Raw genomic sequence first — 17,647 nt, forward strand, 5'->3', positions numbered from 1 at the left:
ACATAAGGGAGTATGTGACGTTATGGATACCAGTTCGGGTAATAACCGGCACACTATCGATAATCCAGAATCTATCCAAACACTGGATTTTAAGTCAGATAACAATCAGCAGGATGTTCTGGATGTCAGCCAGTTGTTACCTGATAGTGGCGTCAATGCTTCCAATTTAAAACAGTTTGTTAAAATTACCGGCTCTGGTGTATTCGTGGATTCTTCCGGCAGTGGCCAATTCTCAGTGGACAGTCAGGTCGCCCGTTTTGCTTCTGGGGGCCCGGCTTTGAATGCCATGGTGGCCGTGCAGGTTGCAGATACTTCCATTATTCATTTTGATCACACTGTTAATGCAGATGACCCCCTCAGTGATTCTCCAGCTATTGATTCATTCGATCAGGGTGATTCCAATGAAATTCGAGGCACGCATCAGTCCGATATGCTGACGGGGTCTTCCAGTGCTGATGTTATGCACGGTTCCTGGGGGGATGATGTTCTGGAGGGGGGCGCTGGCAACGATGTTTATATTGGTGGTGCGGGTTCAGACCGTTATGTCCTGACGGATACTGGCTCGGTGGAAACTCTGGATTTTAAGTCAACCCGCTTTGAAAAAGATGTTTTGGATGTCAGCCAGTTACTTCCCGAAGGAGCAGATGCCAATAATCTTCTCAGTTATTTAAGTATTACCGAAGAAGGGGTGTTTCTTGATACTGCTGGCAATGGTGACTTTTCGGAGGAAAACCAGGTAGCCCGTTTTACTGAGGACAGTGTTTTTTCCCGTAACGAAATTCTGATTGATATTGGTGACAATGTACGTGTTGTATTCAATATCTTTGCTCAGGCAGGCGTTCAGCTTCAGGATGGTGACGCATTTCAGGCCTCAGATGTGCTGGCCAGCCGGACCCAGAAATATAACCCCCGTGGACAGGATTATGAGTCCGACAGTGGTCCTGGTGCTGATGCCAGTACTGCCTTTATCAGAAGTAAGGCTGGAGAGCTGTTTAACTTTCGTCTGGATCAACATCAGGTAGAAGAAGCGCACGGCTCCGATGGTGGTGAAATTCTGGATGCTGCTCAGGTTGTGCTAAGCAGTGACGAAAAAGACGACAATGTAGCGGATCATAAGCTCTGGATGTACGGTCGCGATGGCGGCGACACCCTGCAGGGTAATGCCGATGGTGTCATGCTGGATGGGGGCCGTGGTAACGACCGCATTGTTGCCGGTGGTGGCCGTAACATGCTGATTGGTGGCGAGGGACGGGATGAGTTTGTACTTAACCTGGAAACGACCACTGGTGATGATCTCAGGTCCGACCTGTTATACGACTTTACCAGCCTGGAAGGCCACAGAGATCTGATTGATCTACAAACTGTTCTGCCTGAAAACGTGGTGGCTGAAAACATCCACGCCTTCGTTAAGGTAACGGATGCGGGGGTATTTGTTGATGTGAATGGTGGCGGACAGTTTGACGCCTCTAATCAACTGGCTCGCTTTGGGGAACGTTCGGATATCGACAACCTTGTTCGCTTCAGACTTCCTGATGGACAGGAGATCGAATTTAACCGTGAAGATGCCTTGTCAGAACAAGTGGGGACTCGTAGCGGTGAACAGCTTCGTGGTGGTGAAGGTGGAGATGTTCTTATTGGTCTTGCTGGTGATGATGTGTTGGATGGTGATGCCTTAACCAATGATGAGAGCGCAGATCATCTTTATGGTGGTAGAGGCAACGACACCCTGATAGTTGATGGGCTCGACCTTGCACAGGGAACGGTAGAGGGGGGCGACGGTTTTGATACTGCAAAAATTCAAGGTGATACTGGCGAGAGTCTTTCCCTGAACTTGCAAGCCGCTGGTATTGAAAGAGCCTTCGGTGGCTTCAGCGATGATGTTTTGGATGGGTCCAGTTATACCGGCCCTGATGGGTTTAATAAAAACAGCGGAGCCTATGAAGAAAATAACGCTCAGCGGATAGAACTTTTTGGTAAATATGGCAATGACACACTGAAGGGAGGTATTGCTAACGACTACCTGGATGGCGGTTATGACGATGATGTGATCGCTGGTGGCGCTGGCCGGGACTTCATGGTGGGTGGCAGCGGTAATGATACCTTTGTGCTCAGTGATGATGGTGAAATTGACACAATATGGGACTTCAAATCGACGGCAGATCAACACGATGTACTGGATCTCAGTGCCTTTTTACCTTCAAGTACGTCATTGGACGATTTAAGCAGTCATGTCCATATCGACAATAAGTTTGTTTATTTTGACCCGGAAGGGAACAGTCAATTCAATTATTCAAATGCTGTTGCGAAGTTTGGAGGAGCCTCGGTTGTTGATGAGCCAGTAAAAATCAGTCTTGGTGATGGTAGGGTATTCAGTAAAGAGGCTGGCTGGTCTTCTGATGTTGTGAGTACACAGAATGATGGGGCATTTATTATTACCAGTGAGTTATTGATTGCCAATTCTTCATTGAGCTCCGCCTCAAATGTCTCAGTAACCAATCTTTCCAGTGATAGCGGTCAGCTGACTGATAATGGCGATGGCACCTGGACGCTGATGCCTAACGCTGACTTTAATGGTCAGCTGAGTCTCGATTACCAAGTAATAGAAACGACAATGGAGGCTGATCAGCTTCTGTTCTCCACCGATTTTGCCAATTTTTCTTCAGCGACCGCAGGTGCCTCTGTACTTGAAGCAAACACCGGATGGCAAACCAGTAATCCGTCAGGGAATGTGGAGTTGCACTATGAAACCGTCTACGGTGGATCTGATGGCTCTAACAGAGTGATTGAGGTAGAAGCCGCTGTAGGTGATAACAATCTCTACAGGAATATTTCTACGGAAGCCGGGCGTAGTTATGAACTTAATTTTGATTTCTCAGCCCGTCAGGGAGTTGTTAGCTCAGGTATCGATGTGTACTGGGGGGGAGAAAAAATCTCTGGGCTGGATGGCAGTTCAGGGCAGTTCAACTGGCAAAATCAAACGCTGACACTTACCGGTGATGGTTCTGAAAAACGTCTCGAATTCAGAGCAACCAGTAATGAGGGCGCAGGTGGGCTTCTGGACAATATCCAGTTAACCCAGGTTGGCATTGAGGTAGAGAGTGACCCAGTTGAAACCTCCGTCATGGTTTCTGCCAATACACAATGGTCTGTTGATGGAGCCCATATTATTGCAGATGGCAGTGAAGATCAGGTTTTGCGATTTACAGAGTCAGACTTACTCTCCAGTTCTGGTGAAAGTAACGGGCAGTCTGAAGTCAGCAATGTTCGCTATGAGGGTAGTGATGGTTCGCTACTAGAGGTTGCTCATATTGAGTTTGGTTCTGGTACAGATGGGCGAATTGAGCTTGATCAGCGGCTGTCAGAATACGATGCTTTTTCCATTGAGTTTGAATACACATCAACGGGGGCTCATTCCGGTGGTATTGATAACGTTGTGAGTGCGCAAGTCCCTTCCAGTGACAATATGTTGAATATCTATATCCAGAATCATGATGGTTCATTGCACCTCGATCTGGGGGGGACTGGCATTGATTTTGATGGTTTGAATATACAGGATGGGGGGATGCATACCATCACCATGACCTGGGATAGCCAGAATGGCGCTATCAACGTGTTTGATAATGGTATTTTGATCGAAAGCAATACGTTCAAGCAGGGGCTTACGGTTCCGTCTGGTGGCTGGGTGATGGTTGGTCAGGAACAGGATAGTTATGGCGGTAGTCTCGATAGTACTCAGTCCGTGACCAATACTCGAATTGGTTATGTTGCCATGTCTTACGATGCGGTTTCCCAGGGGCTGGTTGAGTCTGGCATCAGTATTGTTGATGGCAGCAGTGAACTTGCATTTGATCTGCGGGCTCGGAATGGAGAAGTGGTTGATACCACAAATAATTTCTCCGTCAGCACGACAGGAGATGTTGATGCTGTTCATGAGTATTTTGAGTTTACTCCGGTCGATGACTTTGCTGGAAATGTCAGCCTGAGTTATGACGTGTCAGATGGAGGCAGTACCGTTTCCAGCAATGGCATTTTGAGTTTTGCCCCCGAGAATGATGGGCCAGAGTTGCAGGTTCATAGCCTGAGTAACCATATTTATGCGGCCTACAGTTTTACAGATTTATCGGATATTTCAGGCAATGGTCATGGGCTTGCGTACTCAGGCAGTGCTTCTGTTGGCACTGGGCGAAATGGTGACTCTTCTGCTTTTGAGATGAACGGAACATCCGGCGCTGCTGAAATCAGTGATTTGACGACGGGTGGAGCAATGACGGTTACTGCATGGGCCAAATTTGACAGCTTTGACCAGTCCTGGTCGAGGGTGTTTGATTTCGGTGATGGTGCAGCTAATAACAATATTCTGGTTGGACATGTTGGTCAGACTAACGCTTTGGGTTTTCACCTGCACGATGGGCAGGGGGGAGCACCAGAACTGAATGTTGAGAACTTCTTTGAAGCCGGGCAATGGGTTCACGTTGCTGTTTCTATTGACTCTGAAGGGGTTATGAGAGCCTATAAAAATGGCGTACTGGCGGGTGAGGCTCAGGGGTATGTGCCCACGGAAGAAGTTCGTTCAGGTAACTATATTGGTAAAAGCCACTGGGATGTTGATGGTCATTTAGATGGCTCTATTGATGACTTTGTGATTTTTGATGGGGCTTTAACATCTGAGCAGATATTGCAGATCTATGAGGCGGGTTCTGTAGATAATGTGGTAGACAGTGTTTTCTCAGTGCCTGAAGGTAGCTCAAACGGAACTGCGGTAGGACAAGCTACCGCCAGTGATATAGATGATGCGGATTCCCTGACTTTTTCTCTGAGTGATGATGCGGGTGGTCGCTTTACTATTGACCCATCAACAGGAGAGATTACTGTTGCCAACGGCGCACTGCTAGATTTTGAAACCTCTGGCTCTCATGATCTTACGATTCAGGTCAGTGATGGCAGCTTGACCAGTAGTCAGCAAATAACAGTGCATGTTTCTGATGCGAATGAAGCGCCAGTGGTGAATGCGCCCATAGACCTTGGTGTGATGACAAGTGTAGACAACATGATCATAACTAAGGCTATGTTATTGGCTAATGTTTCAGATGAGAACGGTGATGATTTAAGCATTCTTAATCTGTCGTCCAGTAATGGCTCAATTGCTGATAATGGCAATGATTCCTGGACATTCACGCCTGGCGGAGACTTTACCGGCGCAGCAAGCCTTGATTTTGATGTTTCTGATGGGCAGGCGGTAAGCGCGTCACAGGCAACACTGAACGTTAATCAGGTTATCTCTGAAGATAACTTCAATACAGGCTCTGATGGCTGGAATCAGTCCACCAGTACCAGCGGTAACTTCAATACCGGCAATATGCTTGGGCGGTTTGGCGGTACTGAAGGCAATGAAGCGGTCTATAAAACATTTGCTGTGCCTGAAGGCGCTTCTGAAGTTACGCTCAAATTTACCCTGTATGAAATTGACTCCTGGGATGGTGAGCAGTTCCAGATGTTTGTCGATGGGCAGCAATACCATGCCAGAAGTTACTCTCATGGCAGTAATGCTCCGGGGGTAGAAGTGATCGCTGACGATCAGGGAAATACGATTGGACAGATTGAGCATGGTCAGGGTGGACATGTAGGTTTTTATGGATGGGTTGATCAGGCTCATACTTACAGTATGACAATTCCAGTTAGCTCAGATCAGAGTTCTCTTAAAATTGGTTTTGGGTCAACCCTGAACCAGGCTCTGAATGATGAATCCTGGGGGATCGACAACCTGGTTCTTTCCATTTCGCAGTATGCCCCTGAGTCTTCAGATAACAGCCTTATTATTCAGGGCGGCAGTATTTATCATTTCTCGGTTGCTGATTTTGAATTCTCTGATTCTGACGCTGGTGATGCACTTCAATCAATAATTATTACGTCATTACCGCAGAACGGTTCGCTGATGTTGAATGGTACTGCTGTCACTGCTAACCAGGGGATTGCAGTGACAGATATTGGTAATCTGACGTTTGAATATGGTGATGACAGTGTTTCACCAACGGGCTTTGGTTTTACTGTGAGTGATGGTCAGCATGTCAGTAACGAGCATCAATTTTCAATAAGTCAGGGCACTCAGGTTCAGTCAGAGGATCTCAATAGCTATTCAGCTGGTGATGTGGATGGCCAAAATGGCTGGTCTGTTCAGAAATTTAATACTTCCTCTTCTATCACAGTGAATGATACTGCAGGTCATGATGGTGGTAAGGCGATGGTTTTCAACTCCAGTGGTCCTGGGGTTGGTGCCAGTGCAACACTTCCAGATTCAGACGTTGGTATCCTGCCTGATTTCAATGTCACTTCTTCTTTTGCCCTGGAAGTTGATATCAAGAAAAACTATTGGGGTTCGGTTTTTGGGGTTGGTGCTGATGGTAATAATGATGGTCAGATTACCGCCAAAGGAAGCAACAGTGAACAGGGACTGAAATTCAGTTTTGGTAGCTATAACAACAGTGCTATGTATATAACTCTGGCTGATGGCACCACGGTTACTACCAGTGCAGGTAATGGTTCCGGGTGGTTACGTTTTCGGTGGGAAGTCGATATCGCAGCAAATGATGGCCAGGGGCAGGGCTCATTGATGTTCAAGAGCCTGACGGATGGTGCTGCAGAGTGGACAGCTTTGCCCGAGCTGACTGGTTTGAACCTGGGGTTGGATCCAGAGTCATCGGATGCCAGTAACCCCGCCAACTGGGATGGTTTTTTCCTTCATTTTGAGGGAGCTGGCAGTGGGTTGGATGGGCTCAGGGTTGAGACAACGTCACTTTCTGGCACAGTTGACAGCGACATAGTTCAGGGTACATCAGAGGCCGATCAGCTAATGGGTAGCCTGGGAGATGACACGCTGTTGGGGGATGGTGGAGGTGATATCATTTTCGGTGGTGCTGGCGATGATGTGATGACTGGTGGAGACGGATCAGATACGTTCTCATGGCAGTTAAGTGATGTTGGAAGTGCCCAGAATCCTGCTGAAGATATGATTGCTGATTTTCATGCCGGACAAGGAGGTGATGTGTTGGATATCAGTGATCTGATAACGGAAGAGGAGAGTGCCGTTGAAGATCTCCTGGCTCTGAATTTTGAAGATGGGAGTACAATCATTGGTATCAAATCTTCTGAAACAGGAGATGTTACCCAGAAAATTAAACTCGATGGTGTTGATCTATCCAATTATGGGGGCGGCTCCACGGATATCGAAATCATAAATAATCTTATTGATGATGGAAATCTTCAGGTTTAATGAGTTTATTGCTTATCAATCAATAAAAAGTTTTGAATGATAAATAAAAGAAATTTTTAAGGAAAAAAAGTCTCTGTAAATTACTTTCAAGATGTTATTCATAATTCCGGGTTGGCCATAGACCCGTCAGATTTTGGGCTTGCGGGCGAGTTATCAATCTGAAGGAGCTAACTTAAATCTTAGTCAGAAGACGTAATGCTCTAAATTACGTTGATCTATGACAATATGAGTTAAATACAGTTGTTTTGGATATCATAATAGTAAGGCAAGGATGGTGAGTTATGAAAATAGTGGGTGGAAAAGAAAGCGAGGTATACCCTAATACTCCAGCTGTTCTTTGCAAAGATGATGGTGTAGTTGCTAAATATGGACAAAAAGATACTACAAAAATTGATGTTGACGAGGATGCAGCAAGTCTAAGAAGAAGATTCGACCGAGACCGGATTCCTGTAAAAGTAATTGAAAGGGAGATAGAAGGCCTTAAAGAGTTAAATAATCATATGAAAAATACTGGTCATAAATCGAATGATACTGATTTAGATAGAGCAATTAGGTGCCTGGTATTAGTGTGTAAGGATTATGAAAGGATTTTGTTACATGGTTATTTTAATACAACCAGCTTAAAAAGCATTAATCAAAAAATAGATGAGATTGGAAAAAAAATTTATGACCTGGTTGAAGATGTAAATTATTCTGTTTATGAAAATACTATTGATATGAGTGTTATAGAAGATGGAACTGATAATATCCTAAAAGATGTAGGTGAGCTTCTTGATTTCGATCCGGAATCAGAAGATTGTGATGATCTGAATGAATCCCAAATAAAGGTAGTAGAAAATAGTGATGGTGTCTGCGATGTAGAGCAAGGCCCTATAAATCTGAATAATAGTGCAAGAAAAGAAATGCAATACTGGATTTATAATGAAACACCTGTAACTGTTTTCAGAGGCGATGGTAGAGCACCTGAAGAGATTATAAAGGTTGGAGGGATGCGCCCTAGAAAATTTAGTTTGGAAAGCCTTGAGTATCATTTGTCAGGTTCAGCATACAAACAAGGCATGCAGTGCGGTGGAGCGGTGTCAACAACCAAGAGTCAGCATAAAGCAGAAGATTTCATGAAAACCATCAGGAAAACAACAGGAAAGGAGTCTTATTTATACAAAATTGAGCTCAAAGAGAGTCAAGGTGTAGATATGTTGAAAACAATTCAGGGAAAAAGCCGTGGCATAAATAGATTCGGTCATATTGTTTCTCCCCCAGAAAGGGTTTCACCGGAAAGTTTGCAATGGGCTATGAGTGAGCAGGAAATAAGTATTATTGGATGTGTTGGTGTAGATCAAATATCCGTGTGGGATGACAGAGAGAGGTGTTTTGTGCCTCTGAGCAATGCATCTACTCTTAAAAAGCAAGCACCAGAACCGATCTTAATTCCAGTCAAAAAAGATGAGCCTCTTCAGGTAGCGCCAAAAAATATCCACCCCAAATGGAGTGATCTCACTAAGATCGAGGGCCAGAAAGGGTCTAACCCCGGCGGTGTTTATCAGGACTCAGTCACGGGCAAAAAATACTATATTAAAGAACCCGCCAGCGAAGATATCGCCAGAAATGAAGTAATGGCAGCAAAACTATATAAAGCTGCAGGTGTGGATGTACCCAATGTTTTCCTGCTTAAAGACGGTAAACGGATAAAGGTTGCTTCGGAAATCATCGATGGCATACAGCAGGGGGGGAGGCAACTGACCAGCGACAAGATCCAGGGTATACGGGGTAACTTTATGGTGGATGCATGGCTGGCCAATTGGGATGTTGTGGGTCTTTTTTACGATAATTTTATAATACAAGACAGTAAGGCCATTCGTATCGATACCGGGGGGAGTTTACGTTACCGCGCTCAAGGTGGTCTGAAGGGTGAAGCCTTCGGAGGGAAAGTTCTTGAGATAGAGAGTCTGAGGGACAGTACCATAAACCCGCAATCGGCTGAAGTATTTGCCAGTGTTACCCGAGAGGATATGATTGCCGGAGCCCGGAAAGTATTGGTATTGGGTAAAGAACAAATCACCGAACTTGTGGAGTATTACGGACCGATCGACAAGCAGGAGTGTACCAGTCTAATCAACATCTTGGTGGCTAGGCAGAGATACATTGCGGAGCGTTATCCTGAAGCGAAGTAACACAGTGTATTGGTTTGAGAATGCTTTTGAGTGAGATTATGAAAAAGTTGAGTTGCTATTTTATGATTAATTCTCGGAATGGGTGAGGGGAGATTGGCTTATTTAAGCCGTAGATACTTACTTGTATGTAACTTGACCATCTGTTGCGAGGCTTTGGTTTTCAATCTTCAAAAGATCTGCGCTTCCCGAATCATTACTGAGACAGTTTTCAGAATTACCAGTGCCAGAATCAGCCTGGGTGCCCAGTGCATATCCCGAACATCTTTCATAAACTGCTGGATCATATTTTTCACCTACAACCGGTATGGGATGCTATTTGGTGGTAGGTTATCGTTTTTTTCTTAAAAAATAAAAGATGGACTCGTATTTTTCTCAGTTGGCTTGCTGTTTGTGCGTAGTCCGATAGACTGTTTTCGTTTTTCAACGATTCGTGTTTCATAGGCGGATTCAAAAGCCAGACCAGAGGGATTGTGACGTGACCAGAGTTGCCGTTGTGGGTGCTGCCGGAAGAATGGGGCGAATGCTTGTGGAAGCCGTTGCGGGTGATGAGCAGTGTCAGCTGGGAGCAGCTATTATCAAACCTGACGATAGTCTGCTTGGGGTTGATGCGGGTGATCTGGTGGGTGTTGGTTCACTGAGCGTGGCTTTAACGGATGATTTGACTGCGGCTATTAATGATTTTGATGTTTTGATTGACTTCACTTCACCTGATTTGACCATGCAGAATGTTGAATTGTGCAGGCAGCATGGTAAGGGTATCGTCATTGGTACTACGGGTCTCAATAGTGACCAGAAAGAATTGCTGGCCAAAGCTGCAGAAGATACGGCTGTTGTTTTTGCTCCTAACATGAGTATCGGCGTCAACCTGGTGTTCAAGCTTCTGGAGATGACTGCCAAAGTGCTTGGTGATGATGCAGATATTGAAGTTATTGAAGCACACCACCGCCACAAGGTGGATTCCCCTTCTGGTACTGCTTTAAAAATGGGGGAGGTTGTTGCAGATACTCTGGGACGTGATCTTGAAAAGTGTGCGGTATATGGTCGTGAAGGATATACCGGACCACGGGATCGTGAAACGATAGGCTTTGCAACCGTCCGTGCTGGCGATGTGATTGGTGACCATACTGTGCTTTTTGCTTGTGAAGGGGAGCGAGTTGAAATTACCCATAAGGCCAGTAGTCGCGTGATCTATGCCCGCGGCTCATTACGTGCGGTTCGCTTTATTTCTGATAAGCGTTCCGGCCTTTACGATATGCAGGATGTACTGGGTCTGAAGTAGGTTTATATGAATTGAATGACCGTTCAGAATTAATCATGGACAAGTCGGGTATCTTGTGATTAAATGCGAAAAATTTGCATTGAATTTATGGTGTTGGCGACAGAATGTGTGATCACAAGCGAGATGGTTTTTAAAAACATCTCGCTTTTTTTGGGTCTGCAAACTGGAGGATATACGGCACCATAGCGTTCGGGCATAAGACGCTCAGGTTCAAATATGGGAGGATCCTTTGACTAAGACGGCTGTTTTAGCTCTGGAAGATGGTAGTATTTTCCGGGGAATTGCCATCGGTACTGATGGTGAAACCAGTGGTGAGGTGGTTTTTAACACGGCAATGACCGGTTATCAGGAAATTCTCACTGACCCTTCCTATTCCCGCCAAATTGTTACGCTGACCTATCCCCATATTGGTAATACCGGTATTACTCCGGAAGATGAAGAGTCTCCTCAAATTCATGCGGCGGGTCTGGTTATTAAAGACCTGCCACTGCTGGCCAGCAACTGGCGCAGTAAGATGTCCCTGGATGAGTATCTGAAGTCTCGAAATATTGTTGCGATTGCTGGTATTGATACCCGTAGGCTGACCCGTATTCTGCGGGAAAAAGGGGCTCAGAACGGCTGCATTATCGCAGGCGACTCTGTTGATGAGGCTCTGGCGCTGGCCAAAGCCCGTGAGTTCCCAGGCCTTAAAGGTATGGATCTGGCGAAGGAAGTCACCACTGACCAGGCTTATCCGTGGACAGAAGGTGTCTGGAGCCTGGAAACTGACAGTCATGCTGAAGTGACTGACCTGCCTTTTCATGTCGTTGCCTACGATTTTGGTGTTAAGAGAAACATTTTGCGCATGCTCGCTCAGCGAGGCTGTCGCCTGACCGTTGTTCCAGCCAAAACACCGGCCAAAGACGTTCTGGCTATGAATCCGGATGGTGTTTTTCTCTCTAATGGCCCTGGTGATCCTGAACCTTGTGATTATGCCATTTCTGCCATTAAAGAGATCCTCGAAACCCCTCTGCCTGTCTTTGGTATCTGTCTGGGTCATCAGCTGCTGGCGTTGGCCAGTGGTGCGAAGACTGAGAAGATGAAGTTCGGGCATCACGGTGCCAACCATCCAGTTCAAGATCTCAAATCCGGACAGGTTCACATCACCAGTCAGAACCATGGCTTCGCGGTAGCTGAAGACTCTCTGCCGGAAACGCTGAAAGCAACCCATAAGTCGTTGTTTGACGGCAGTTTGCAGGGGATTGAGCGGATAGATCGTCCTGCTTTCAGCTTCCAGGGACACCCTGAAGCAAGTCCTGGCCCACATGATGTTGCCGGACTGTTTGACCGTTTTGTTGAGATGCTTAAGGCAGCGAAATAACCAACCCCGTTTTGATGTGAGAGAAAGATGCCAAAACGTACTGATATTGAAAGTATTCTGATACTCGGGGCTGGTCCAATTATTATCGGCCAGGCCTGTGAGTTTGACTATTCCGGAGCGCAGGCCTGTAAGGCTCTGAAGGAAGAAGGTTACCGGGTCATCCTGGTTAACTCTAACCCAGCTACTATCATGACCGACCCGGCTATGGCGGACTCAACCTATATTGAGCCGATCCGCTGGGAAACGGTAGAAAAAATTATTGAAAAAGAGCGTCCTGATGCGATTCTCCCGACCATGGGAGGCCAGACCGCTCTGAACTGTGCCCTGGATTTGTTCCATAAAGGCGTGCTGGAAAAGTATGGCGTCGCCATGATTGGTGCCAACCAGGAAGCCATCGATAAGGCGGAAGACCGGCAGTTGTTTGACAAGGCCATGAAAAACATTGGTCTTGAAACCCCTCGCTCCGGTATTGCTCATACCATGGAAGAAGCCCGTGCTGTTCTCGATGAGCTGGGCTTTCCATGTATCATTCGGCCGTCGTTTACCATGGGCGGAACCGGTGGTGGTATTGCCTATAACAAGGATGAGTTTGAAGAGATCTGTTTCCGTGGGCTTGATCTTTCACCCACCAGTGAGTTGCTGATTGATGAGTCGTTAATCGGCTGGAAAGAGTATGAGATGGAAGTGGTGCGTGATCGCAAAGATAACTGCATCATTGTCTGTGCCATTGAAAACTTCGACCCTATGGGGGTTCATACCGGTGACTCTATTACTGTCGCACCAGCCCAGACGCTGACCGACAGGGAGTACCAGATCATGCGTAACGCTTCTATTGCGGTACTGCGTGAAATTGGTGTGGAGACGGGTGGTTCCAACGTACAGTTCGGTATCTGCCCGAATACGGGCCGTATGGTGGTCATTGAAATGAACCCCCGTGTGTCCCGTTCTTCTGCCCTGGCTTCCAAGGCGACCGGTTTCCCGATTGCCCGGGTAGCCGCGAAACTGGCAGTGGGCTACACCTTGGATGAGCTGAGCAACGAAATTACCGGTGGCGTGGTTCCTGCCTCTTTTGAACCATCTATCGACTATGTTGTTACCAAGATTCCTCGTTTCGCTTTTGAAAAGTTCCCTCAGGCTGATGATCGTCTGACCACTCAGATGAAGTCTGTGGGTGAAGTGATGGCCATTGGTCGGACTTTCCAGGAGTCTGTGCAAAAAGCGTTGCGTGGTCTGGAAACAGGAGCCACCGGATTTAATCCGATGCTGGATCCAAAGCAACCTGATGCGTTGGATATTATCCGTCGTGAACTGGTGACGCCAAAGGCTGATCGAATCTATTACGTTGCGGATGCTTTCCGTGCCGGCCTTTCCCTGGAAGAGATCTTTGCCGAGTGCAAGATTGACCCCTGGTTCCTGATTCAGATTCAGGACATTGTTGAGGAAGAAACCGCTCTGGCCAGCGAATCGCTTGCTGACGCTCCTCTCAATGGGTTGACTAAAGAACGTTTGTTCCGTCTGAAACAAAAAGGCTTCAGTGATGCCCGTCTGGCGGAGTTGCTGGATGTAAAAGAGGTGGAGGTAAGAAACCTTCGTCGTGAGCTGGGCGTGAAACCGGTATTCAAACGTGTTGATACCTGTGCTGCCGAGTTTCAATCCACGACTGCGTACATGTATTCATCTTATGATGAAGAGTGTGAAGCAGAGCCTTCTGACCGTGAGAAAGTCATGGTCATCGGTGGTGGCCCAAACCGGATTGGTCAGGGCATTGAATTTGATTACTGCTGTGTACATGCGGCTCTTGCAGCACGGGAAGACGGTTACGAAACCATTATGGTTAACTGTAACCCTGAAACCGTTTCCACCGATTATGATACGTCTGATCGTCTCTACTTTGAGCCGGTAACTCTGGAAGACGTGCTGGCAATTATTGATGTTGAGAAGCCCAGCGGCGTTATCGTTCAGTACGGTGGGCAGACCCCGTTGAAGTTGGCTCGTGCACTGGAAGCGGAAGGCGTATCGATTATCGGTACCAGCCCGGAAGCCATCGACCGTGCAGAAGATCGTGAACGCTTCCAGCAGATGATTCAGAAACTGAATCTGCTGCAGCCAGCCAATGCTACTGTGCGCAGCGAAGGTGAAGCCGTCGCTAAAGCCGCAGAAATCGGTTATCCACTGGTCGTCCGTCCATCTTATGTTCTGGGTGGTCGCGCTATGGAAATTGTAGCGGGTGAAGATGAGCTGGTGCGTTACATGAAAGAGGCGGTTCAGGTATCCAATGATAGCCCTGTATTGCTGGATTCTTTCCTGAACCGTGCGGTAGAAGTGGATGTGGATGCAGTTTGTGATGGCAAGCAGGTGGTGATTGGTGCCATCATGCAGCACATTGAGCAGGCAGGTATTCACTCTGGGGATTCCAGCTGCTCACTGCCGCCATACAGCTTGAGTCGTCGTCATCAGGATGCTATTCGCGAGCAGGTTCGCGCTATGGCTATGGAGCTGGGTGTTGTTGGTCTGATGAACGTTCAGCTGGCCATCCAGGATGACGAGATCTACGTGATCGAAGTTAACCCCCGTGCTTCCCGTACCGTGCCTTTTGTTTCCAAGTGTATCGGCCACTCTCTGGCCAAGATTGCTGCACGGGTCATGATGGGCAAGAGCCTGGAAGAGCAGAACTTTACCACTGAGATTGTGCCACCATACTACAGTGTGAAAGAGGCGATCTTCCCATTCAATAAGTTCCCGGGTGTGGATCCAATTCTCGGCCCTGAGATGAAGTCTACCGGCGAAGTGATGGGTGTTGGTGCAACGTTCCCGGAAGCGTTCCATAAAGCCCAGCTGGCAGAGAATATGCAGTTACCCAGTGGTGGTAAGGTCATTCTCACTGTGCGCGACTTTGATAAGCCTGAAGTGCCAATGATTGCTCGTCTGCTGATGGATATTGGCTTTGAACTGCTGGCCACTTCAGGTACTGCTAAAGTTATTGAAGAAGCTGGCTTGCCGGTTACCACCATCAATAAAGTACATCAGGGAAGACCGCATCTGGTGGACATGATTGTTAATGGTGATATAGCCTTCATGATCAATACCACTGAAGGTCGTCAGGCCATTGCCGATTCTTACTTGATTCGTCGCTCCGCATTGACCAATAAGGTGCTATATACAACCACCATGGCGGGAGCAGAAGCGATTGCACGTTCAATCGCCTTTGGATCAGAAAGATTGGTCAGACGACTTCAGGATTTACACGAAGGTAACGTTGGATGAAAAGAATTCCCATGACTGTGGAGGGAGAAAAAGCCCTCCGTGAGGAACTGGCCCATTTGAAAGGGGTTGAGCGCCCGCGTATTTCTGCAGCCATTGCAGAAGCCCGGGAGCTGGGAGACCTGAAGGAGAATGCTGAGTATCACGCAGCCCGTGAGCAGCAGAGTTTTGCAGAAGGTCGTGTTAATGAAATTGAGGCCAAGCTGTCTAATGCTCAGGTGATCGATATCACGTCCATCAACAAAACCGGTAAGGTCCTTTTTGGTACAACAGTTGTACTGATCAATATGGAAAATGATCAGGAAGTGGAGTACAAAATTGTTGGTGATGATGAATCGGACATCAAGGTGAACAAGATCTCTGTGAACTCGCCCATTGCCCGCGCAATGATCGGTAAAGAAGAAGGTGATGTCGTTGTGGTAAACACACCTTCTGGCGGTGTTGAATATGAGATCGATGAAGTGAAGCATGTTTGAGTTGTTGTTTTCACTAGTCGCTATTTGAGTATCAGTTTTTCTGATTATCTCTAGAATGAGAACAAACCCTGCTCTATAAAAGATGAAATAGAGTGGGGTTTTTTTATGTCATTTTGTAAGTAATGGAATACTTTTAGATTCTATCTTAATGTTCTACAGAAATTGTTAGGGTTCTAATTAATTTTGAGACCTATTGATTAATGTAGTGGTCAAAAAAGCTGTTTGTTATGATTGTTATTAGCATTCCGGGAAGTTGCTCTGAGTCATAGGTGGTTATAAATATGCAAGGTAATTATCGGTTAGAGGGGAGTGAAGGGAGTCAATTTAATAAATTACCGAGGGGCAGTACGGCATCATATTCGAGTCAAGTTGCTGAATGTGTTGGTGCTACAGGGCAATATCTAGGATATCAGATCAGTTCTTACAACGGTCGAGAGAACTCGATTATGAGCCCTAGGTCACATTATCCGTCAATACGGCGCTTAGCAAGAGTTTCTGAGGCTCTGCAAACACTTAGAGACCCCTGGCGGGAGCTTCAGCGTGGAGCGGCTACGGATAAAGAATCATTAAAGGCGCGATTGAGCCGTGGTGAAATAGGGATTGGTGAACTCAAAAGCTTTGTTGATAATTTAGACAGGTTGGATGAGAAGGGCAGAGGTTTTTTTAAGTCAGGTGATTTAGTTGATCCTGATACTATACAATTTTGTTTAGCTATACGTGAGCAAGCATTACAAATATTTGAAGAGCATCTCGAAAAGTTCCCAAAGTCAAAAAAAGCGGAAAATGGGAAGCTGTTTCTTTTAAAAAGATTAGGTGAAGATCGTAAGCTATTAGATTACTGTGACCAGTTGCTTTGTAATGGCCGCAGAGTCGAACATATTGAGTTTAAGAGAGTCGAGGCTTTGACTGCGCTTGGGGATTTTGAAAGAGCATATGGTCATTTAGAGGATATAAAAAAGTTTTTTAGGGGTAGGGTTCAGGCAGATATTTCTGATATCCAGATTGATATGGCTAAGAAGGAGTGGGGGATAGCTAAGCAAAAACTATATGAACTGAAAAAAAATATTGACCCAAGAGATCAGCGGTATCTTCCTGTGATTGATTGGATGATTTTTTGCAGTGATAATCCTGAACGATATAATATCGACCCTGTCTATTTACGAAACCTATCATTGGCTCAGTCATCAAGGATTGAAAGTGTAGCCAGTTTATCTGGCGATACAGATAATGGCTTAAACAGTTTCTATTCTAGAGAATTAGATTCGACGCCCGAAGGTTTAGGTAATGATTTTTTAAGAGAACCTCATGCTGAACCAGTAGAAATGACAGCAGAGGCAGGGGCTGCCTATTGTCTCGCTCATCATGAGAATCAAATAGATCTGCTTAATAATGAGGTTAATAGGCCTGATCAACCCACTTCTGAGACGCATCTACCTGACTCTGAAACATACTCACATGCTTCTGGTGATATAGATAATTCAAAAAGCAGTGACTTTAATATGATTATGGAAGATGTATACAATTTTGTTGATTTTTCCTTGGGGGAGGATGAGCCTGATTTATTAATTAAATACCAGCTTAGTGATTATGAATGTCAACAATTGTCTCATGCTTTAGATTGTTTTAATGATAAAAATTATGGGTATGCATTGTTAGCTATTTATCGAATTAAAGATAATCATTTGAATCAAGAAAATACTGAGGTAGATATGTTGTTTAGATCTTGTATAAAGGAAATATGGGGTTAATACTTGGTGTTTTTTCTAAATTTATTCTAATAAGTACTCTCATTAGAGATTTTTTGACTTGCATCATTTTAGTTTCAGCTTATGG

The 17,647-nt window shown here is 45.9% G+C and carries 7 protein-coding genes; all 7 read left to right on the forward strand.

From position 1 onward, the window contains the following. Window positions 1-22: 22 nt before the first annotated feature. On the forward strand, window positions 23-7,267 hold the full coding sequence (locus GV64_RS05775) for a cadherin-like domain-containing protein (protein ID WP_034844070.1): 7,245 nt from the start codon (window positions 23-25) through the stop codon (window positions 7,265-7,267). Window positions 7,268-7,548: 281 nt separating this feature from the next. Further along, on the forward strand, window positions 7,549-9,438 hold the full coding sequence (locus GV64_RS23615) for a hypothetical protein (protein WP_020581077.1): 1,890 nt from the start codon (window positions 7,549-7,551) through the stop codon (window positions 9,436-9,438). Between the two features lie 475 nt (window positions 9,439-9,913). Next, a complete protein-coding gene (gene dapB, locus GV64_RS05785; protein ID WP_020581075.1) occupies window positions 9,914-10,717 on the forward strand; it encodes a 4-hydroxy-tetrahydrodipicolinate reductase in 804 nt (267 codons plus the stop codon). 229 nt (window positions 10,718-10,946) lie between these two features. After that, the gene (carA, locus tag GV64_RS05790; RefSeq protein WP_020581074.1) at window positions 10,947-12,077 is read left to right on the forward strand and encodes a glutamine-hydrolyzing carbamoyl-phosphate synthase small subunit; all 1,131 of its coding nucleotides are present in this window, start codon (window positions 10,947-10,949) and stop codon (window positions 12,075-12,077) included. 27 nt (window positions 12,078-12,104) lie between these two features. Next, complete coding sequence (carB, locus tag GV64_RS05795; protein ID WP_020581073.1) at window positions 12,105-15,341, forward strand: carbamoyl-phosphate synthase large subunit; 3,237 nt, start codon at window positions 12,105-12,107, stop codon at window positions 15,339-15,341. After that, on the forward strand, window positions 15,338-15,814 hold the full coding sequence (gene greA / locus GV64_RS05800; protein WP_020581072.1) for a transcription elongation factor GreA: 477 nt from the start codon (window positions 15,338-15,340) through the stop codon (window positions 15,812-15,814). Before carB ends, greA begins: the two co-directional genes overlap by 4 nt. 281 nt (window positions 15,815-16,095) lie before the next feature. Further along, a complete protein-coding gene (locus tag GV64_RS05805; protein ID WP_020581071.1) occupies window positions 16,096-17,562 on the forward strand; it encodes a hypothetical protein in 1,467 nt (488 codons plus the stop codon). Window positions 17,563-17,647: the final 85 nt, after the last annotated feature.

The sequence above is a fragment of the Endozoicomonas elysicola genome (assembly GCF_000710775.1).
Lineage (GTDB): Bacteria > Pseudomonadota > Gammaproteobacteria > Pseudomonadales > Endozoicomonadaceae > Endozoicomonas > Endozoicomonas elysicola.

Coding starts and splice junctions, on each gene's coding strand:
- GV64_RS05805 (WP_020581071.1), top strand. CDS start 16,096: ATGCAAGGTAATTATCGGTTAGAGGGGAGTGAAGGGAGTCAATTTAAT.
- GV64_RS05775 (WP_034844070.1), top strand. CDS start 23: ATGGATACCAGTTCGGGTAATAACCGGCACACTATCGATAATCCAGAA.
- greA (WP_020581072.1), top strand. CDS start 15,338: ATGAAAAGAATTCCCATGACTGTGGAGGGAGAAAAAGCCCTCCGTGAG.
- carB (WP_020581073.1), top strand. CDS start 12,105: ATGCCAAAACGTACTGATATTGAAAGTATTCTGATACTCGGGGCTGGT.
- GV64_RS23615 (WP_020581077.1), top strand. CDS start 7,549: ATGAAAATAGTGGGTGGAAAAGAAAGCGAGGTATACCCTAATACTCCA.